This window comes from Spirosoma flavum (assembly GCF_042686045.1).
GTDB lineage: Bacteria > Bacteroidota > Bacteroidia > Cytophagales > Spirosomataceae > Spirosoma > Spirosoma flavum.
The window spans coordinates 1-20,970 of the sequence record NZ_JBHUOM010000019.1; the positions used below are offsets into that span (position 1 = coordinate 1).

20 protein-coding genes and 1 riboswitch are annotated in these 20,970 nt (G+C 47.1%); of the genes, 10 read left to right on the forward strand and 10 right to left on the reverse strand.

Annotation, left to right across the window (positions count from 1 at the left end):
- Window positions 1–590: T9SS type B sorting domain-containing protein (locus ACFS25_RS17075; RefSeq protein WP_381503493.1), on the forward strand; the 590-nt coding region annotated here is incomplete at its 5' end.
- A 36-nt stretch (window positions 591–626) separates the two neighbouring features.
- Here the strand turns inward: ACFS25_RS17075 and ACFS25_RS17080 are convergent.
- Both ACFS25_RS17080 and lysA read right to left on the reverse strand, forming a co-directional pair.
- The gene (locus ACFS25_RS17080) at window positions 627–1,340 is read right to left on the reverse strand and encodes a YebC/PmpR family DNA-binding transcriptional regulator (RefSeq protein WP_381503495.1); all 714 of its coding nucleotides are present in this window, start codon (window positions 1,338–1,340) and stop codon (window positions 627–629) included.
- A gap of 93 nt (window positions 1,341–1,433) precedes the next feature.
- On the reverse strand, window positions 1,434–2,717 hold the full coding sequence (gene lysA / locus ACFS25_RS17085) for a diaminopimelate decarboxylase (protein WP_381503497.1): 1,284 nt from the start codon (window positions 2,715–2,717) through the stop codon (window positions 1,434–1,436).
- 42 nt (window positions 2,718–2,759) lie between these two features.
- Between lysA and ACFS25_RS17090 the strand changes: the two genes are divergently transcribed.
- The 3 genes from ACFS25_RS17090 to ACFS25_RS17100 all read left to right on the forward strand — a co-directional run bounded on the left by ACFS25_RS17090 (window position 2,760) and on the right by ACFS25_RS17100 (window position 4,715).
- A complete protein-coding gene (locus ACFS25_RS17090) occupies window positions 2,760–3,248 on the forward strand; it encodes a hypothetical protein (protein WP_381503498.1) in 489 nt (162 codons plus the stop codon).
- Between the two features lie 100 nt (window positions 3,249–3,348).
- Window positions 3,349–3,774 (forward strand): DoxX family protein, encoded by a 426-nt coding sequence (locus tag ACFS25_RS17095; RefSeq protein WP_381503500.1) that lies wholly within the window; start codon window positions 3,349–3,351, stop codon window positions 3,772–3,774.
- A 215-nt stretch (window positions 3,775–3,989) separates the two neighbouring features.
- Window positions 3,990–4,715: a glucosamine-6-phosphate deaminase gene (locus ACFS25_RS17100; protein ID WP_381503502.1), complete on the forward strand. Its 726-nt coding sequence runs from the start codon at window positions 3,990–3,992 to the stop codon at window positions 4,713–4,715.
- 130 nt (window positions 4,716–4,845) lie between these two features.
- On the opposite strand, the gene ACFS25_RS17105 is transcribed toward ACFS25_RS17100, so the two are convergent.
- On the reverse strand, window positions 4,846–6,225 hold the full coding sequence (locus ACFS25_RS17105; protein ID WP_381503504.1) for an amidohydrolase: 1,380 nt from the start codon (window positions 6,223–6,225) through the stop codon (window positions 4,846–4,848).
- A 291-nt stretch (window positions 6,226–6,516) separates the two neighbouring features.
- Between ACFS25_RS17105 and ACFS25_RS17110 the strand changes: the two genes are divergently transcribed.
- The 4 genes from ACFS25_RS17110 (at window position 6,517) to ACFS25_RS17125 (ending at window position 11,310) form a co-directional block, all read left to right on the forward strand.
- Window positions 6,517–7,836: an NCS2 family permease gene (locus ACFS25_RS17110; protein WP_381503506.1), complete on the forward strand. Its 1,320-nt coding sequence runs from the start codon at window positions 6,517–6,519 to the stop codon at window positions 7,834–7,836.
- An 18-nt stretch (window positions 7,837–7,854) separates the two neighbouring features.
- Window positions 7,855–8,679: a 5'-methylthioadenosine/adenosylhomocysteine nucleosidase gene (locus ACFS25_RS17115; protein WP_381503508.1), complete on the forward strand. Its 825-nt coding sequence runs from the start codon at window positions 7,855–7,857 to the stop codon at window positions 8,677–8,679.
- A gap of 131 nt (window positions 8,680–8,810) precedes the next feature.
- Window positions 8,811–9,995 (forward strand): amine oxidase, encoded by a 1,185-nt coding sequence (locus tag ACFS25_RS17120; protein ID WP_381503511.1) that lies wholly within the window; start codon window positions 8,811–8,813, stop codon window positions 9,993–9,995.
- Window positions 9,996–10,227: 232 nt separating this feature from the next.
- Window positions 10,228–11,310, forward strand: coding sequence for a lipase family protein (locus ACFS25_RS17125; RefSeq protein ID WP_381503513.1), 1,083 nt, complete (start codon window positions 10,228–10,230; stop codon window positions 11,308–11,310).
- An 87-nt stretch (window positions 11,311–11,397) separates the two neighbouring features.
- On the opposite strand, the gene ACFS25_RS17130 is transcribed toward ACFS25_RS17125, so the two are convergent.
- The 4 genes from ACFS25_RS17130 to ACFS25_RS17145 all read right to left on the reverse strand — a co-directional run bounded on the left by ACFS25_RS17130 (window position 11,398) and on the right by ACFS25_RS17145 (window position 15,261).
- Window positions 11,398–12,126, reverse strand: a complete 729-nt coding sequence (locus ACFS25_RS17130) for an esterase family protein (protein ID WP_381503515.1) — start codon at window positions 12,124–12,126, stop codon at window positions 11,398–11,400.
- 74 nt (window positions 12,127–12,200) lie between these two features.
- A complete protein-coding gene (locus ACFS25_RS17135) occupies window positions 12,201–12,794 on the reverse strand; it encodes a GDSL-type esterase/lipase family protein (protein WP_381503517.1) in 594 nt (197 codons plus the stop codon).
- 6 nt (window positions 12,795–12,800) lie between these two features.
- A complete protein-coding gene (locus ACFS25_RS17140) occupies window positions 12,801–13,895 on the reverse strand; it encodes a homoserine O-acetyltransferase family protein (RefSeq protein ID WP_381503519.1) in 1,095 nt (364 codons plus the stop codon).
- A gap of 52 nt (window positions 13,896–13,947) precedes the next feature.
- Window positions 13,948–15,261 carry an O-acetylhomoserine aminocarboxypropyltransferase/cysteine synthase family protein gene (locus ACFS25_RS17145; protein ID WP_381503521.1) on the reverse strand — a complete coding sequence of 438 codons (1,314 nt, stop codon included), beginning with the start codon at window positions 15,259–15,261 and terminating at the stop codon, window positions 13,948–13,950.
- Between the two features lie 251 nt (window positions 15,262–15,512).
- Window positions 15,513–15,616: riboswitch (SAM riboswitch) on the reverse strand.
- 188 nt (window positions 15,617–15,804) lie between these two features.
- Here ACFS25_RS17145 and ACFS25_RS17150 point away from each other — a divergent pair.
- Window positions 15,805–16,131: a DUF721 domain-containing protein gene (locus ACFS25_RS17150; protein WP_381503523.1), complete on the forward strand. Its 327-nt coding sequence runs from the start codon at window positions 15,805–15,807 to the stop codon at window positions 16,129–16,131.
- An 84-nt stretch (window positions 16,132–16,215) separates the two neighbouring features.
- Here ACFS25_RS17150 and ACFS25_RS17155 read toward each other — a convergent pair whose 3' ends face one another.
- The 3 genes from ACFS25_RS17155 to ACFS25_RS17165 form a co-directional block, all read right to left on the reverse strand.
- Window positions 16,216–17,040 (reverse strand): polysaccharide deacetylase family protein, encoded by an 825-nt coding sequence (locus ACFS25_RS17155; RefSeq protein WP_381503525.1) that lies wholly within the window; start codon window positions 17,038–17,040, stop codon window positions 16,216–16,218.
- On the reverse strand, window positions 16,977–17,990 hold the full coding sequence (locus ACFS25_RS17160; protein ID WP_381503527.1) for a glycosyltransferase family 2 protein: 1,014 nt from the start codon (window positions 17,988–17,990) through the stop codon (window positions 16,977–16,979). Before ACFS25_RS17160 ends, ACFS25_RS17155 begins: the two co-directional genes overlap by 64 nt.
- A gap of 186 nt (window positions 17,991–18,176) precedes the next feature.
- A complete protein-coding gene (locus ACFS25_RS17165) occupies window positions 18,177–19,778 on the reverse strand; it encodes a Na+/H+ antiporter (RefSeq protein ID WP_381503529.1) in 1,602 nt (533 codons plus the stop codon).
- A gap of 112 nt (window positions 19,779–19,890) precedes the next feature.
- Here ACFS25_RS17165 and ACFS25_RS17170 point away from each other — a divergent pair, with 112 nt between their 5' ends.
- Entirely contained in the window at window positions 19,891–20,883 is a 993-nt protein-coding gene (locus ACFS25_RS17170) for an ion channel (protein ID WP_381503531.1), read from the forward strand.
- The last annotated feature ends 87 nt before the right edge of the window (window positions 20,884–20,970 follow it).

A 20,970-nucleotide genomic window follows, 5' to 3' on the forward strand; every position in this document is an offset into this window, starting at 1 on the left:
TGAGTGCCGAAAGCTTCTGCGACCAGACCAGCTTCACCAACCAGCTCCGCTGGACACCCACGGCCTCACCCAGCTGCGAGGCCAACATTGCCAGCTACAAGATCTACTACGGGCGCTACCGCACCGACACGCTGGGCGTGCTGACCAGTGTGGCGGCTCCCGCCACCAGCTTCGACCACAGCAGTCTGAGCACGGTGGCGGGCTGCTACTACGTGACGGCCGTCAGCCAGCGGGGGCTGGAGAGTGCGCCCTCTAACAAGGTCTGCAACCAGGCCTGTCCGGAGCTGGTGCTGCCCAACGTGTTCACCCCCAACGGGGATGGCAAGAATGAGGTGTTTGCCCCCCTGAAGTGCCCCCGGTTTGTGGAGCGCATCGACTTTGTGGTTTACAACCGGTGGGGGGCCAAGCTATATGCGGGCTCGGGGCCGACCCTGAGTTGGGATGGCAAGAGCAGCGATGGGACGGATCTGCCCACGGGCCTGTACTATTACCAGGCCACGGTCTACTATGCGATGCTGGACCGCAATGCGCCCCCCCAGGTATTCAAAAGCTGGGTCCAGATCATCCGGGAAAACATGAGCATGAAGTAAGTACCATAAAAAAAGGCCGGTTAAACCGGCCTTTTTTTATTTCATATTGTGATACACCATCTGAACATCGTCGTCCTCTTCAATACGCTCGATGAGCTTCTCAACGTCGGCAACTTCGTCGTCAGTTAATTCTTTGAAGTCGTTTGGGATGCGCTCGAACTCAGCCTGTTTGATTTCGTATCCTTTTTCTTCCAGAAACTTCTGTATAGTACCGAAAGCCGTAAACTCGCCGTAAATGACATACTGGTTGGTTTCGTCGTCCAGTTCCACGTCATCTCCCCCAACATCAATGAGTTCGAATTCAAGTTCTTCCTGGTCTATATTTTCAGCTGGAATCCGGAAAACCGATTTACGGTCGAACATAAAGTCGAGCATTCCCTGTGTTCCCAAACTACCGCCGAGTTTATTAAGGTAGCTTCGCACATTGGCAACGGTGCGGTTATGGTTATCGGTTGCGGTTTCGATAACCAGTGCGATACCGTGTGGAGCGTAGGCTTCGTACACGATCTCTTTGTAATCCTCCTGGTCTTTCGATATGGCTTTTTTGATAGCCCGATCTACATTCTCTTTCGGCATGTTAGCCGCTTTGGCGTTCTGGATAATGGCCCGAAGTCGCCCGTTGGTGTTGGGCTCAGGCCCACCACTTTTGACCGCCATCACGATGTCTTTTCCAATACGGGTGAAGGTCTTAGCCATCTGCCCCCACCGTTTCATTTTGCGAGCTTTTCGGTATTCAAATGCGCGTCCCATTGTAATGGATTGATTAAATACACGGAATTTTAACGGGGTACGGGAGTCCTTCTAGGTTCTCCCTGTAGTTGGTTAATTCCGTATTTGACTATACTATTTTTTTACAAACTCTTCTTCAAACTCAATAATTTCCTGACCGCGCAATAAATCTTCGAACGTTTCGCGCTGACGAATCAAGTAAGGATGTCCTTCATAAACCAACACTTCGGCTGGTCGAAAACGGGCGTTATAGTTCGAGGCCATGCTAAAACCATACGCGCCTGCATTCTCAAATGACAGCACATCGCCGGGGCTGACTTCAGGCAGAGAGCGGTCGGTAGCAAATGTATCCGTCTCGCAAATATAGCCGACTACATTGTACGTTTTTTCGACTGTCGCTTCGCCCGGAACCGACGGATTCGAGATGTTTTTGATATCGTGATAGGCATCGTACATCATCGGGCGAATGAGGTGGTTCAAACCTGAATCGACAGCAACAAATGTTCGCGTTGGATTTTCCTTGACAATATTAGTCTTAACAAGCAAATGACCACTCTCGCTTACTAAAAACTTACCCGGTTCGAACCAAAGTTCGAGGTCGCGACCGTACTGCTGGCAAAAGTTATAGAACGCTTCCGATACCTGACGACCAAGTTCGGCAACATCAGTAATATGATCGCCTTCTTTATACGCTACTTTGAATCCACTTCCAAAGTCAATAAACGTCAGGTTGGGGTAATCACTGGCAAGGTCAAACAGAACGTCTGCTCCGCGCAAAAACGCACTGGCATTCTTGAAATCAGAACCCGTATGAATATGCAATCCGGCAACCGGAATTTGATACTGCTCAACCAATTCACGAATAGCCTCCCGTTGCAGAATCGAAATACCGAACTTAGAGTCGGCGTGACCCGTCGAAATTTTGATATTGCCGCCCTCACTAATGTGGGGATTGATGCGCACACTGATGGGCACCTGACTCCCGTAAGTCTGTCCAACCCATTCCAAAAGCGGCAGACTATCTACGTTCAGTTGCAAGCCAAGAGCAACAGCTTCACGGATTTCATCGAACGAAACCCCGCTGGGCGTAAACATAATCTGACTCGGCTCAAACCCCGCCAGCATACCCATCCGGGCTTCATTGACCGATACCGAATCCATTTCAACACCCTGCTGACGCATCAGCTTCAAAATTGATATGTTCGTAAGGGCTTTAGCCGCATACTTTATTTTTAGGTTGACTCCACGGTTCGGCGTTCCGGTAAATGACGATCGGAGCAAGCCGATTTTTTCGATAATTTTGTCAGCGTCATATACGTATAAGGGCAGGCCGAATTCATCGGCGATATCCAATACGTTGACCCCTTGAATCTGGTAGGTACGGTTATTTAGTTGCATGACTTCATTGAACGAACCGCAAAATTACGCCATCTTTCCACTATGTACAAAATTCATCGTTTTCTGGTCGTTGTTGTTCTGGTAGCGCCGTTTGCGTTATTCAGTCAACAGGTCTCCAAAAGGCCAGCGACGCATACCTCACTAAAACCGGTTGTTTCTTTCAACAATCGAAATACCAGCAAAGCAACCGGGCCACGCTTGGCTAGCCAATCAGTCCGGTCAGGGCCAATGGCGGGCTATTCTGATAGGCGTGAGGTGATGCTTCGGGCACAAAACAAACAACTCGCTCATGTTCAGATTCGTTACCATGAAGCGGGTGGTCCGTCGATTAGTCGTTCAACGGTCGGTAAGCCCTTACCCAGTTATCTGACGAATGAAGTCTATATTAACCGGCAAACGGTTTTTATAGCCCACCTGCTCGCCGATCAGGTGGAACCCGGAAAAATGCACGAGTACGACGTGTTAATCGAGGGCCAGAAGGTGAGCCTGCCCTACCCGACACCGTTCCAAACCCAAAGCCTGTGTCAATAGCGGACCGACCCTCCGACGTTTCGCTTCGGCGTAGGAAGCTACACATACGTCAACGAACCTGACATAGACCGGCCCGGTAAGGGCATCAATTAAAATGACTATGAATAGGATTATAGCAGTATTGACGACCCGGTTACTATTAGGGTTTATATTTTTGATGCAAGGGTATGGGAAGGTCTTTACATGGGGGGTAGAAAAGTTGTACAATATGGACTTTTTCCATGAGGCCTATAAGAATATATTACCAGATTTTATCATCCTATCAACAGCCTATTACACATCTTATGTGGAATTAATAGGAGGATTTTTGCTTGTTGTAGGTTTTAAGAAGAATTTTTCTCTATATGTTCTTGCATCAGACCTTGTTATAGTAACATTTGGACACGGTTTAGTTGAACCAATTTGGAATTTGTCCCACGTCATATATCGTGCTATTTTGTTAATTTTTCTACTTATTGTTCCAGAAAAATGGGACAAAATTTCACTCGATTATTATATCCAGAATTTCAGATCTTCCCCCAAATAAAGATTCCCACTTATGTGGCGAATACGCTGATTGCCGACTGCAATTTTGGTCTTCTGAGTGTTAGCGGCCCCTAATCGATAGGCTGTTGACTATCAGGGTATATGATCAGAAAGTTACTGAACGCTGGACAAAATATTTACGGGCGAGTGAGTTGAAATGAGTATCAAGTTCCTTATTTGGGATTTACACGGTAGAACTTGATACATCAGAGCCCCATGACCATCCACCAATTTCCTGATCACAACACCCTTTCGCAGTACACAGCCGAGCATATTGCCGCTATCATTAACCAGAAACCCGACGCGACGCTCTGTCTGGCATCGGGCGATACGCCAATCGAAACGTATCGTCGGTTCGTGGCACTGGCGCAGACCGAACGTGTAGATGTTAGCCGATGCACATTCGTGGGCTTGGACGAGTGGGTTGGCTTTGGCCCCGATGATTTTGGTAGTTGTTCGTTTTACGTGTTCAGGGATTTGTTCATCCCTCTGAATCTTCGTCCAGACCAAATTCACGTTTTCGATGCGAAAGCAGTTAATCTCGCAGCCGAGTGCACCCGTATTGATGCACTGATTCAGTCACGGGGTGGACTTGATTTATTGCTCGTTGGCATGGGTATGAACGGACACATCGCCCTGAATGAGCCGGGTACATCCTTTACTCTAGGATGTCACGTTGTTGACTTAGCCGAAAGCACGAAAACCGTCGGACAGAAATATTTCGAGAAAGAAACAACACTAACACAGGGTATTACCCTCGGCCTTCGCCACTTGACCGAAGCCAAGGAAGTCATCTTGCTGGTTAGTGGAACAAAAAAAGGCCCTGTATTACGCGACGCGCTACAAGGCCCTGTGTCGGAGCAAATGCCTGCCAGCATCATGCAAACGCACCCCAACGCACAAATTTGGGTAGATGAAGCCGCCGGACATTTACTAGTTTAGTGACTAAGTAATTGAGCAGATTTAAGTTATCTCTCCAGCGTATGACCCCTTCAGGACAGTCCGCCGTTGCGGTCATATTGTGACCATAAATGATCTATTCTACTTTTGCGTAAATACTTGCCTATTGTAATTAAGGGTTACTCTGCTTTACTTTGAGCACACCTAGCAAGGCATCGGCCCCAATCTGAACACCCCAGGGTATACCGGCAAGATCAACCATATAATTTCCATTGTGATTTGAGAAAGGTACCGCTTTCCCTTCCTTTCTGGCGGCCAGAACCATGTCTAACGGAGCGGTTCCAACGAATATAAAATCGTAAACTGATTTCTTATTGTCTAAAACGAGGTGATGGAAATCTTCGGAGCCCATGGCTGTCGGGAAACCAGACGTAATAAGACTACCTTTCTTTACAACCTTTTGCAAGGTGGAATTTACTTTACTTACGAGAGCCGAATCGTTAACAACCGGAAACGAATAACCCTTTTTTTTCATGATTGGATAAAGCCCCATCGGTAGTCCGTTGCTTACCGCAATCCCGCTATCAATCCGGCTAACCCCGTCGAATAGAAGTTTTCTGGTTTCTGGCTTCAGCCATCTAAAGTTTATTTTTACCAGTGCCGAAGCAGGGATAACGTTATTATCCTGACCAGCCTGAACAGAACCAACCGTGAGCACTGCCGGTGTTTGTGGATCGTTGCTCCGGCTAATTACGGTCTGGTATTGCAGAATGGCCTCACTGGCCATAATAATGGGATCTTTAGTTGTTTGTGGCGAAGAACCATGCCCACCTATACCGCGAAACGTAACGTCTAATTGATCGGTACCCGCCATGCGGGTACCCGCTAAGTTCATAACCATTCCCGTTGGAAATGGTCCGGTGTGCATGGCCAGCAAATAATCGGGTAAGGGCACATGCTTGATAAACGTGCTGTCTTCCCGCATCGCCCTGGCGCCCATTATTGGCTCTTCGGCGGGTTGGGCAACCAACACCAGCGTTCCCTGCCACTCCTGCTGAATGCTTTTCATTAGCTTGGCAATCCCCAGTAACCACGTCACGTGGGCATCATGTCCGCAGGCATGCATAGTCGGGACTTCGTTGCCGTCTGGCAGTTTTACCGTAGCTGTACTTGCATAGACCAGACCCGTCGTTTCTTTTACGGGCAGCGCATCCATATCTCCGCGAAACATCACGATTGGGCCATCACCGTTTTTCAGAATACCGACTACGCCGGTTTTCCCAATACCTGAATAAACTTGGTAACCCAAACTTTTGAGTTCTTTGCTAACAATCTCTGCTGTTCTCACTTCCATGAAACCCAGCTCTGGATGTGTGTGCAGGTCTTTAAATAAGGCCACTAATCGTACCGAGTCCGTGTAGGCTAATTGACGCACTTTAGTAAGTAATACGTCGGAAGGTTGGGCACCCGCTACAGACCAAAGAAGGGGAACGGCAAAAAATCCGAGTAAAGGGTATTTGAGCTTTTTTAAGAAAGCCTGAAAGCTTGCCATGAATAATAGAGTTAAATTACATGACAAGATAATACCTTAGGGCACCGATTTAATATTTTGCTTCTAATCTTCAAACTAAAACAATATTTTATGTATTTATAAATTTGAAAAATAATATTTTATATTCATCATGATTCACAGAAATTGACTTCCAACTTAAGTTAGTGCATATCGCTGCTATGGATTTTAGTCTATGCCAGCGACATAGTTAGTTTACCCGACTGCTTAGATACCAGTTTAAATACGCCATTCATTGCCATTGTTCTTCATTGGTTGTATGTTCAACACCTTATGACACCGAATGACCATTTTATTCCCTCACGCCGAACTGAAATTCTCGCTGGTATTTCGACCTTTCTGGCAACGATGTACATCATTGTTGTCAATCCGGCCATTCTGAGTCAGGCTGGATTACCATTTAGTGGCGTACTGACGGCCACGGTTTTGCTATCTTTTTTTTGCAGCCTGATGATGGGGCTTTATGCCCGTAATCCCATTGTCGTAGCACCGGGCATGGGCCTGAATGCCTTCTTCACATTTACGGCGGTCAAAGGAATGGGAATCCGTCCCGAAGTGGCCTTAGGAGCCGTATTTTGGGCGGGCGTCTTATTTTTATTGCTATCGTTATTAAACGTCAGATCGGCCATTGTACGGGCAATTCCGCAACCGCTGCGCTACGCTGTTTCGGCAGGAATTGGCCTGTTTATCACGCTCATTGGCTTCGAGAATGCCAAATTCATTGTGGCAAATCCGGCTACGTTGGTCAGCATTGCTCATTTTAACGACCCCATTGTGCTGACGTTTATTTTTGGTCTGTTACTAATGAGTGTGCTGGTCGTGCGCGACGTACCGGGGGGCATTATCATTGGCATCGTTCTGACAACGCTCGCGGCCTGGCCCATCGGACGATTTTGGGGAGATGCATCGGTCATTAATTTCGGGCAGAAAACGCTGGTAAATTTTCAGGGTATCTGGGCTACGCCAGATTTTTCACTGCTTGGCAAGTTAGACCTGATGAGTTCGCTGTCGTGGTCGCTATGGCCAGTTATTTTTGCCTTCGCCTTTACCGATTTATTCGATAGCCTGTCTACTTTTGTGGGCGTTGCCGAAGCGGGCGGCTTGCAGGATAGCGATGGGCAACCGCGCAACCTGAACCGTTCTCTCCTAACCGATGCCGTCGCGACTACATTGGCGGGCTTGTTCGGCACCAGTCCTGGCACGGCTTACATTGAGTCGGCAGTGGGCATTTCGCAGGGCGGGCGCACAGGTCTGACGGCCATAGTGGCAGGTTGCTGTTTTCTGCCGTTTCTTTTTCTCTCACCCCTACTGTCGGTCATTCCGGCTATTGCGACAGCTCCGGCCCTGGTATTGGTTGGTGCTTTTATGATGAAACCCATTACCCGCATTGAGTGGGGCCGATTAGACGATGCAGTACCTGCTTTCCTGGCTCTCGTACTCATTCCGTTCAGTTACTCAATCACACAGGGGCTAATTTGGGGTTTTTTGTCCTGGACAGTCGTGAAGGTGGCCGTTGGCAAAAGCCGCGAAGTGCCTCTTGGTCTGTGGATTGTCGATGTATTTTGTATACTGGCCTTAACCGCTGGTCATTAATTTATTACTTGCTAACCGATGAATAACCGATTACTTCTTTTCTTCCTTCTTGTTTCCCATTTTACACTTGCCCAACACTATAAACCCCGCCCCATAACGGGTCTATTAGGTGCTTTCGGCGCGGAGGTTGCGCTGGTTAAGGAATCATTAAAAAAGCCCAAAACCGTTATTGTCGATGGCATTTCATTTACTACCGGGCGCATAGGAAAACAACGGGTTGTGGTGGCCGAAACGGGAATCGGTAAAGTTAATGCAGCCATGACAACGGCGCTGATGTTAGATCATTTCCGGCCCCAGCGTGTTTTATTTACGGGTATCGCGGGTGGAACGAACCCTGACCTTCAACCCGGCGACATTGTAATTGCTGGCCGAACCGCCCACCATGATTATGGTTCCATCACCGACAAGAACACGCCCACCAGACAAACGCGCAATGCGATTACGAAACAGTTCAATCCGGTTTATTTTCCAGCCGACTCGACATTGATGAGGCTAGCCGAGACGGTTGTAAAAACGGTTCCGCTAGAAGGCATTCCGCTAGCATCGGGTGGCGTTTCGGACCGGACAGTGAAGGTTATGACGGGCACCGTGGTAACGGGCGACGTATTTGTGGCATCGCCCGATAAAGTTCGTAGTCTCCGGACTGATTTCGGGGCTGACGCTACCGAAATGGAGGGAGCCGCTGTCGCGCAGGTATGTTATCAGATTCAGGTGCCGCACTTGATTATCCGTAGTTTAAGCGACCGGGCCGACGCAGAAGCCCACATTGCTTACGATAAATTTTACCCAACAGCCGCCCGAAATTCAGCAAAACTGGTTATTGCTATTGTGCGGGCGTTGTAAACGGACAGTATTACTTCTGAGAACTCGGCGAACGGGCAATAATTACTGGTTAATGCTCTCTCAGAAAAGATACGATTTCTTGATGCCCGATTTCTTTTTTCTCATATTTGATTATATCAACTACTTCTTCCTTGCTACTAAATTCCACAGTTCCTTCGGTTACAAATCCATTTCGGTCGTTTTGGTGGGCCGGTTATGAGTGTACCGACCAGCAAAACTGCTTCGGCAATCGTGTTGATTTGCTGCGGCAATCAGGTCATCTTCAATTAATCCATGAAGACTACAAGCGACTCGACGCGTTCAATATTCGTACTGTTCGAGAGGGTATTCAATGGAGCCAGGTCGAAAAAAGAGCGTATCAGTATGACTGGAGCGTTGTCGAAGCCATGCTTGTTGAAGGCCATCGGCAGGGAATCCAGCAGGTTTGGGACCTTTGCCATTTCGGCTATCCTGACGATCTGACACCACTACACCCGATGTTTGCCCGACGATTTGCGGCTCTGTGCCGAGCCTTTGTCCACTTTTACCGGGGCCACTATCCCGACGATACATTGATTGTAACGCCCATCAACGAAGCCAGTTTCATGGCTTGGCTGGGCGGTGATGTCCGGGGTACATCGCCATATTGCACAAAGCAGGGTTGGGAAGTTAAAATCGGACTTATGCGCGCCTACATTGAAGGGGTAGCCGCCATGCGCGAGATTGACCCCACAATTCGAATCCTGACCACCGAACCGCTGGTGCAAATGGTGCCGCCACTCAATGCGACAAAGCAGCAAATTATTAACGCGGCTATCGCTGATGAGAATCAATTTCAGTCGGTAGATATGCTGGCGGGTATACTAGCCCCTCATTTAGGCGGGTCACCAGAATACCTCGATATTCTGGGATTCAATTACTACTACAACAACCAATGGGTCGAAGGCACCGGGCAATTCCTGGGCTGGAATGACTACAGACCCGACTCACGTTGGGTACCACTCCGGCAGTTGCTCATCAAAGCCTACCGGCGTTACGGACGGCCTATTGCCTTGACTGAAACTAGTCATCCTGGCATTGATCGTCCGGTCTGGATTGAGATGATTGGCCGCGAATGTGCTGCTGTAACTCAGGCAGGTATCCCTCTATTAGGGGCTTGTCTATATCCGATTGTGGACCGCCCCGACTGGGATCACCTCGACCAATGGCACCGTTCCGGCTTATGGGACGCCGACTTATCGACTACTCCACCGGGCCGAGTACTGTTTAAACCGTATGCCGATGCGTTGCTACGAGCACAAGCAGTTGTGATGGAGGCTAGTTTACTGACACATTGAACATATCTAACTAATACCGGCTGTTACCGAGCTTTATTTGCGCTCGAATTTAGTCCACTTTAAGGGCGGTCGCTGCCGGTATTTTTAGATTTATTACGAACTAACTTTCAGACATTTTTTTAGTTAGAAAGACATTTACGCTGTGTTCATTTCATTAATAGTATTTGCTTCTTTCGAAGTTAAATCCGTTTAGAAATTTCATTAATGCCACACTTGTTTAATCCTTCTTCTAATGAAATACGTCTTCGAAACCTTTATACTACTGTTACTTCCGCTTGTCCTCTTTAGCCAGAAACTTAAGCCGGGTTTCGATAAAGCCGAGTACATTGAACTCCTAAAAGTATCAGCCCAATTTGGTGATTCTACTTACATAAGTACCTTCCCGGCTCCGCAACAGTTCAAACTCGCTTACCGGTCTCCAGTTATCGGATTAGAAAATCGCTGGGATTTATGGACTGATAATCGGGCAATTAGTGTAATAAGCATTCGGGGGACAACGGCGAATAGCGTAAGTTGGCTTGGCAATTTTTACGCAGCAATGGTTCCGGCAAAAGGAGAAATACAGCTTACCAATACCAACAAATTCAGTTATGAACTAGCTGCCAGTCCTAAAGCTGCCGTTCATGTTGGTTGGTTAGTGAGCATGGGTTTTTTGGCGAAGGATATTTTACCGAAAATTGATTCGTGTTATCGAGCAGGAATCAAAGATATGCTCATTATGGGCCATAGCCAGGGCGGAGGTATTGCCTATCTGTTGACCGCCTATCTGAAAAATCTGCAAAAGCAGTCCCGTATTCCCGCTGATATTCAGTTTAAGACGTATTGTAGTGCGGGACCTAAACCGGGTAATCTATATTTCGCCTATGAATATGAAGCCGCTACGCAAAACGGCTGGGCTTATAATGTTGTCAACTCCGCCGACTGGGTACCCGAAGTACCCTTTTCCATCCAAACTATCAACGATGTAAATACCACTAACCCATTCAGTGGGGCACCCGGCATGATTAAAAAACAAAAACTGCCGCAACGTATTATCTTGAAATACATTTATAACAGCTTAAGCAAACCGGCTCTGAAAGCGCAGAAGAATTATCAGAAATACTTAGGCAAACTAGCCTCCAAAACGGTGCAAAAAAACCTAAATGGTTATGTACCCCCTGAATATTATAACAGCAGTGATTACGTCAGAGCCGGTACACCCATTGTTCTGCTTGCCGACAGCGCTTACTTTAAACAATATCCTGAAAGCCAGGAGAAGATTTTCACTCACCATTTCCACCCGCCTTATCTATACCTGGCGGAGAAACTCCCCTAGTCGACCGACCCAACTCAGACCATTTTCTTAAACCAAAAATAGCTTGCAAGTGGTAATTAAAGTACAGTTACGGCTATTGGTTTAGCTTTATAGATACAATTGTGCCATTTTCTGCCAATCGCTTGACTGGTGCGCCCGACCTCCCCAAACATGCAGGTCATGAGGTATATGTTTGGCATTGAGTCCTGAACTCAGCGTAACGTTACTGCCAAGAAACGGGTCTTCGTCGCCAATCGTCAGTACAATTTCCATGCGTCGCAGCGAGTCTAGTATCGTGCCATCATCCAGATTGGGCAGAAAATGATTAGGACTGTGGAAGTAAATTTCTTCGTTATAATAATCATCAAATAACCCGCGAAATTCCGCTACAGGCTCCGACAAATTGTACCGCCCGCTGAAAGCGACAACTTTACCGAAACAGTGTGGATGCCGGAATGCAATGTTAAGAGCGTGGTAGGCTCCTAAACTGCATCCATGCGAAATCATAAACGGTTGTGAATTTTTTAGGCGGGAAAGCGGTAGCACTTCATTGATAATATACTGCTCATATTGACTATGTCTACGAATACGATCATGAGGATGAGCCGAGCGATTGTAAATACTCTCGCAGTCAACGCTATCCACACAGTATAGTTGTAGCCAACCGTTTTCAATTTTGTCGGCCAATGTATCGACCAATCCCAACGTCTCATACTCATAGAAGCGCCCGCGCCGAGTTGGGAATACCAGCACTCGTGCGCCCGCATGGCCTAAAATGAGCAACTCCATATCACGGTTCAGATTTGGACTAAACCATTTATGATACTCTCGGTGCATAACAATAGCGTTAAGTACCCGTGAAGTTGTAACATTTAACGCGAATAGTAACAAGCAATCGGATCAACAAATTATTAAAAAATTTGAGCTTGCTGTTGTAACACCTGTTGCCATATCCGATAACCAGCCGGATTCAGGTGGAGGCCATCTTTCTCGAAAAACTCCCGTCGGGGTCTGCCATCAGCGGCTAGCAAGGGAGTTGTCGTATCAACATAATGGCAGCCGGGCATTTTTTCCAACTCACCACAAATTAATTTATTCGTGGCTTGTATTTGGTTAGCAATACCCCAGCGAAAAGGACTGATTTTGATCGATAAAAAAGATACCGGTACACCTGGCAATAATTTACCCATTTTTTCGGCAAAAGCACAGAAGAACAGATAAACTTCTTCTGGATGGCGACCATCGCCGAGATCATTGTCTCCGGCGTAAAACACAATGGATTTGGGCGTTGCTGGAAGAATCAATCGCTCAAAAAACCAGGCACAAGCCGCTAATGTTGAGCCTCCAAACCCTAAGTTAAGGGTATTGACCTGAGGAAAATCCTGCGCCAGCGTTGTCCAAAGCCGAATGGATGAACTTCCATAAAAAACGACTCTGTCCGGAGCCGGTGGCAAAGCAATAAGTTTAACTTCAAGTTGTCGAACGTCGTCTTCGTACCAAACCATACTTCTCTATTTAACCGGCTGACTACTTGTTTTGAGCGAGTTGAGGACCGGTACCCCATCAGCCGAAGCTGCACTCGCCATCCACTTACGGATAATGCCCGTCAGCGGTCGAAATTCAATTAAAAAACCATCGTGCCCGTAGAGAGAATCTATTTCTTCGTAGGCGGCATCAGGGATATGACGCGCTAAAAATTGCTGCTCTAGCGGTGGAAAAAGCAGATCAGAACGAATGCCAACGACCAATGTTCGAGCTTTAACCTGACCCAGTGCATTTGGAATACTACCCCGGTTTCGGCCAACGTTGTGCGAATCCATTACTTTCGACAGCGCCCAATACGTAAATGAATTAAAACGGTCAGCCAGTTTTTCACCCTGATAGCGTTGATAGCCAGCCGATTTATAGTTATCTAATTGCTCATTATTGTCGAGCGCCTGCGTGAAACCATATGTATCGTAGTTGCGATATGAAATCATTGCCATAGCTCTAGCCGCTTTCATACCGGCCAAACCCGCATCATCGCGCCGTTCGGTCCAGCTTGGATCGGCTTCAATTGCCATTCGCTGCGCTTCGTTAAACGCAATAGACCAGGGCGAAGCGATGGCACTAGCTGCAATAACCACCAAATTATCAATAAGATTCGGTTGGAGAATAGCCCATTCAACGGCTTGTTCACCCCCTACCGAACCACCAATGCAGGTATGGATTTTCTCGATGCCCAACTCCTGCCGCAGTAGATCCAGAGCTGCTACTATATCACGAATTGTAACCATCGGAAAATCGTGATAAAACGGTTGGCCTGTCGTTAGATTCACCGACAATGGCCCCGTAGACCCGTAACACGAACCAATCACATTGGCACAGACAATAAAATCACCTGATTTGGCTGTAGGTTCCGGGTCAAAATACTTACCCGGTCCGACCATGCCCCCCCACCAATCACCCGCGTCGGCATTGCCGGTCAGGGCATGGCACACCCAAACAACGTTCGACTGGTCGCTGTTGAGGGTGCCGCGTGTAGTATAAGCTAGCCGGAATCCCGGCAAACTTTCCCCCGATTCGAGCGGGAACGAATATTTATAATCGAAGTACTGTAGGTTCAATCAAGTTTATAGTTTGTAGGTTTAGCCGGGCCGGCGGCCCGGCTAAACCTGTTTAACTGAGAACTGGCTCGGCAATTTTAGCGAAAGCCTGCTCGAAATCAGCTTTAATATCGTCGATGTGTTCGATACCCGCCGAAACACGTAGTACACCCAATTCAACGCCCGCACTGGCCTGCTCCAGTTCGCTCAGTTGTTGGTGGGTGGTGGCGGCTGGGTGGATAATTAACGTTTTTGAATCACCAACGTTAGCTAAATGACTCACTAATTTCAGGCTATTTACAAATTCGTTGGCGGCATCGCTGTTACCTTTCACCTTAAAGGAAAATACGCCACCAAAGCCACGACCAAGGTATTTTTTTGCCAGTTCGTGATAAGGGCTACTTTCCAGACCGGGATAGTTTACCACTTCGACCTGTTCATGCTGTTCGAGCCATTGGGCCAGTGCCAGTGCATTCTGCACGGTGCGGTCTACCCGCAATGAGAGTGTTTCCAGTCCCTGTAGTAACAGAAACGAATTAAATGGACTGATAGCTGGTCCGAAGTCACGCAGCCCTTCTACCCGAGCACGAATAATGAATTGAATATTGCCGAAGGGTCCGCCAACACCGAATACGTCGCTGAACACCATACCATGATAGCCTTCCGACGGTTCGCTGAATTGAGGGAATTTACCGTTGCCCCAGTTATAATTACCGCTGTCTACAATTACGCCACCAATGCTCGTTCCGTGACCGCCAATCCACTTCGTTGCTGATTCTACCACCACGGCGGCACCGTGTTCGATGGGTCGGAAAAGATAGCCCCCCGCCCCAAATGTATTATCGACAATAAGCGGCAAATCATACTCTTTCGCCAGCGTCGCGAAGGCATCAAAATCAGGAATGTTGAAACGCGGGTTACCGATTGTTTCAAGGTAGATAGCTTTTGTTTTATCGTCAATCAGTGTAGCAAACGATTCAGGTTTATCGTCATTGGCAAACCTGACATCGATGCCCAGCCGCTTAAACGAAACTTTAAATTGGTTATACGTGCCACCGTACAGAAACGGGGATGTTACAAAGTTATCGCCCGCATTCAGGATATTGCTTAGTGCAATGAACTGAGCCGCCTGCCCCGACGCTACCGCCAAAGCCGCTACCCCACCTTCGAGAGCGGCCATGCGCTTCTCAAATACGTCGGAGGTAGGGTTCATAATACGGGTATAGATATTTCCAAACGCCTTCAGCGCAAACAAATCGGCCCCATGTGCCGAGTCATTAAACACGAACGATGTGGTTTGGTAAATAGGCACTGCACGGGCATTGGTAGCCGAATCGACTTCCTGACCGGCATGCAGTTGGAGAGTATCAAAATGAAGTTCAGACATGATTTAGGGAATAGTTTACGATTTATTCTATTGCACTATGTGCGATTTTCTGCCTGGCATTTCTATAGGTAGCTGCTGCCACAGGTAGCCTGCAACTGACGCGTCAGCCTACAGTGAGTCGTAGAAAACGAAAGATTGCGCACGACAAACCCTCCCGGTTTTCGTGGCGGTAAGTGAAGAGTGCTTAGTACACCCTGCTGGACCATCTGGCCGGGGGCATACACTGCTTGTTGTAGAGCATGTGAGTTAACGATTTATAGTTCCTAAATAAGTTTAGGCAGGAGTTAGCACCTTGCCATGTGGTAGGTTGCCAGCGGTTCACAGAGCCTGATCTCTCCCCGCTTCTGTATAAATCAATGCACGTCGTGAGTCGCTGAATTGACGCGTAGCTATTGACTTGATACCGCAAGTATACTAGCCAAATGGTGCGAATCCAAACACCAATTCTTTTTTCTATTCAATAAACTTTTTTTATCGTCAGTTAGCAAATGGATATTTGTTAAGTCGATTCATTGTTTACTTTTGCAATAAGACACCCGCCCAATGAATCAGCCGTACCGATACAACCGTGAGAAAGCCACCCGAGTGGCCGGAGTCACGTCTTTAAAAGATGCAATAGGGCAGTTGTTAAAAACATATCAACTTCAAACACGTTTCAACGAAACGTACCTTGAAGCATTTTGGGGCCGTATGATGGGACCAACTATTGCCTCGCGTACAAGCCGACTTTATGTTCGCGACCGTAAACTCTATATTGAAATTGCCTCGGCACCTCTCCGCAGTGAACTCGTCAATGCCAAGCAGAAACTAATTCAGCTCGTTAATAAAGATATGGGTACAGACGTGATTGAAGATGTGGTTTTCATTTGACATTCCGATCAAACCTCAAACAAATACAACGGCCATATCCTGATAGATATGGCCGTTGCATTTGTTTGAGGTGAGCCAAAAGACTCAAATTTTAGCCGGGTTCCTTCGGTTCAGTTCCTGAGTAAACTCGTCCATCGTTACGAACTCACCAAGCGGTTTTAGATAACGCAACAGGTTTTCCACCCGGTCAAGTAACGCATCCCGCGAGTGCCGACGCACGTAGGCTGGGATTTTCTCATAAGCCGACAGGTCCGTGAACTCCCACGGATGAACATACAGATTCAGGAAACCGTCAGACTTTAAGGTTTGACGGCAGAGCTGTTTGTAATAAGCGAACGGAAAGTTTTTCAGGCTCAACCAGAATAGCGGCAGGCGAATTATAGGTGTAACCGAAGCCGGAATCTGCCAGACGCCCAATTCACGGAATGGATGCCGGGGTTCGCCCCAATGATTGTAACGACCGGGCAACCAGGTTGGGTGCAATGATGAATTATAGTGATAGCCAGCCTGTTGCACATCGGTTGGATCAACAAAGCCCATCCGAGCCCGACGAAAGCCTGTTACCGGCTGGTTAAGTAGTTCCTCAAGTGCCAGTCGGGATTTCAACAAATCGGCGGGCTCGAACGTCGTATGAAAGTAGCCATGCGACGCTATTTCGTGTTTTCGTGCCAGATCCCGAATCAGTTCGGGTTCATGAAGGGCGTAATTGGCGGTCGTGAACAAGGTGGTGCGGGCACCCACTATTTCGAATCGTTCAGCCAGTAAAGTCAACCCACGCGTTGAAACGGCCACTTGTTCACTCAACGGAATGTCGTGACCGAATTCAACGGCGGTATCAAACTCTTCTACGTCAACGGTGAATAAAATACTTCCCGCATTGGATGCGGCTCCTTGGTTGGGGCTTGCCATGTTGTTACACTCTCCACTATCTCGCTCGTATCGCCGATAATATAAGCAGGGCGGCCTTTTACTTCTACAAACGTTTTACCCAAATATACGCCGATGATGCCAATCATAATGAACTGCACGCCACCAATAAGTACCATAAGCAATACCAGTGTTGTCCAGCCGGATACGGTTTCATTCGTGAAATAGCGTTCATATAACGTTTCTGCACCGAACAACCCGGCAAATATAAACATGCTAAAGCCGAGCAGGACCGACAAATATAAAGGACGCGTAGAAAAGGATGTAATGCCCATTGCGGCCAATTGCAGCATTTTACGAAACGAATATTTCGTCCGGCCAGCATAGCGGGCGGCTGGTTCGTACAGTATACGGCACTGTCGGAAACCTATCCAAGAAATAGCGCCCCGCAGGAAGAGATCATTTTCCTTAAACTGCTTGAGGGTATCTACCACTTTCCGGTCAAGGAGCCGGAAGTCAGCCGCGCCATCCTCAATTTGCAGGTTAGAAACGTGGCGGAGCAATCGGTAAAAATATTTCGAGGTTGCGCGCTTAAACCAAGATAATTTAGGGTCAGACTGCCGAACAGTGTAAACGACTTCGTAGCCTTCACGCCACTTGTCAATTAATGTCGGAATCAGTTCGGGCGGATGCTGGAGGTCAGCATCCAAGCAAATAACAGCCTCACCATAAGCGTTGTCATACCCAGCCCGCAACGCCATCTGATGACCAAAATTACGCGAAAACGAAAGAAAGCGAACAACGGGATATGCCTGACTCAATTGTCTTAATACGTGACGGGTTTGGTCGGAGCTGCCGTCATCCACGATCAGGATTTCGTACGATTCGTACCGTTCCATAACGGCCATAAGCCGATGTACTAATACCGATAAATTCTCTTCTTCGTTAAACGCTGGTACGACTAAACTGATCATACCCGGATGAAATTCCATGCTCTATTTGTGATTAAGACCGTTACGGACGGCTTCTCGCTAATTTTTAGCTAAATTAAGTATTTTTACCTAGTTTTTCAATATTACCTTATTAAATGTTAGCGGCAAACTATTAACATCTTATTTCTTCTACTCCTAAAGCCCTATCTACTAATGGCTTTCATAATTTAACAACTCTCTATTACTTTATTCTATAGGCTGTACTAAGGAAAGGCGAGCAGCTTCTAAATCCAATTCCTGTTCCATTTTTCGAAGTATTTCATCATCCAATAAACTATCCTTACGTTGCTCAATCAGTACAGTTCGTTCTACAGATAGCAACTCTAATTGAAGTCGGACAGATTGCTGGTAAAGTTCGGCTGGTCGTTCTGACGTATTTTGTGCCCGGAGCATTCCATTTAACTCATTGATTCTTAGCTCATAAGCATTTTTTACGTAACTTAACACATCATCATGAACTGACCCCGCCGAATGATTAGCTTCTAAGTGCGTAATAGCCTGTTGAGCCATTTTTCGACGTAACTGACGTTCTTCCAGCTTTTCGTCAATCGTCTCCCGAACGTTTAATTCATCAATCAGCACTGGTAACGTCAGACCTTGTAGCACTAACGTACATAGAATGACGCCGAACGTAATAAACAAGATTAGGTCACGGCCTGGAAACGACTGACCGTTGGGCATTGTGATGGGTAAGGCCAGCGCACCAGCCAGCGACACAACGCCCCGCATACCAGCCCAACCCAGAACAGCAATTTGCTGCCAGCTTGGTTTTTGTTCCCGTTCCCGAATACGCCGACTCAACCAGCGGGGCAAGTAAGCACCCGGAAAAACCCATACAATCCGGCAAACGATAGCTACTGCACTGATTAACAAGGCATAAGTGACCGCCTGAGGAAGCGTATAGCCATTCAATTCCGACACAATTGTGGGGAGTTGTAACCCTATCAGGATAAATACCAGCCCGTTGAGCAAAAAGACAACAACGGCCCAAACTGAATTTGTTTGCAACCGACTTTGATAGGTAAATATCTCACCACTACGGGCCGACAGAAACAGACCAACAGTTACAACAACCAACACGCCAGAAATATGCAATTCTTCGGCAATCAGGTAGGAGCCATAGGGTATCAGCAGGGTTATTGCCGTATTCGTAACAGTATCTTTATTGATGGCTTGATGCACCCGAGCCATTACCCAACCAATGGCCAGCCCTAAGGCCAGACTAGTCAGGGCAATGCCAATAAACTGTAGGCCTGCCTGCCACAATACGAACTGGCTGGTTAAAATGGCGACTAATCCGTACCGGTAAATAATTAGACTGGTGGCATCATTCACTAAGCTTTCACCTTCCAGTATGGTTGTAATACGCTTCGGAATGTTTAGTCCTTTCGTAACCGATGAGGCCGCCACAGCATCTGGCGGGGCAATAATGGCCCCAAGTAAATAACCCTGCGACAGCGAAAACCCCGGAATAAACATATAAGAAACTAGGGCCACCACGGTCGAGGTAAATAATACTAACCCAACGGCCAGAAACGATACCGAGCGACTATAGAGTTTCAATTCTCTATTGTCTATCTGCCAAGCGGCAGAATAAAGCAATGGCGGTAGAAAGACCAGAAAAACGACATCTGGTGATAATATAACAGGCGGCAAACCGGGTATCCATCCAATGAATAGTCCGGTAACAACCAATAAAATGGGATAGGATAGCCGCAATCGACGGGCTATAACTGCCAATAACGTTGTTACACCAAGTAGACCAGTTATAATTTCAATTGGATTCATAAGGTGAACAGAATGATGGATAATTCAGGTTATGGGTTGAAGAGCAGGACAAATTTGCAATAACTTTGTTAGTAGGCCCCTTCTTTACCTAATACCGACCAATATATCCATTATGAACTCAACAAACCGCCGTCTTTTTAACCATGCACCCGAAAACAGCAAATTGGTTGAGCAAGAAGAACGACGTGACGATCTTGGTTTTGGGACAAAACTGACCGACTCCTCCTCGAGGCTGATTAACAAAGATGGCAGTTTTAACATTATTCACGTTAACAACACATTAGGCGACCGGCTGAATATATATAATCGACTCATTATGATGGGCTGGTTTCAGTTTTTGGGCTGGCTTCTTATTTTCTATTTAGTCGCGAATTTTTTCTTTGCCAGTATGTATATGCTGGCCGGACCCGAAACCCTCATTGGTATAGATGATAAAGCGCTGAACGGCCCTTTCTGGAAGTGCTTTTTCTTTAGTGCCCAAACCCTCACAACCGTTGGGTATGGGCATATTTCGCCCGCGAATTTCCTGACTAGCTCGGTTGCCGCTTTTGAATCTATGATTGGTTTGCTGGCCTTCGCACTGGCGACAGGGCTGCTGTATGGTCGTTTTTCAAGGCCGGTGGCACACGTTCGATTTTCTAAGCAATCGGTTTTTGCCCCTTATTTAGATGTCAATGGGTGGATGTTCCGCATCATTAACACACGCGCCAATCAGCTCATCGATTTGCAGGTAACCGTTACGATTTCCCGCCTTGAAAATAAACCCGACGGCACACCTTTTCGGAAATACTACGGCCTTAATTTAGAGCGAAACAAAATAGCTTTCTTCCCAACAAACTGGACGCTGGTCCATCCGATTACAACAGAAAGTCCTCTGTTTGGCTGTACACCCGAAGACCTGGAGAAATCGGATACCGAGTTTTTAATTTCCTTACAGGCAATGGACGATACATTCGCACAGTCGGTGCATAGCCGCTATTCTTACCGATACAATGAAGTTCTCTGGGGACAAAAGTTTATGCCCATGTTTGACAGTAGTCAGCACGGAATGGTTAAGCTCGATTTAGATAAACTAGATGATACTGAAGATATTGATCTGAATTAATAGGCTGTAAATTAAAAAAGCTAAAGTTGGTGCAGGCATTTTTCTATACAAAGAAGTAGTTTTCTTTACAGGATAATTCATCTATTC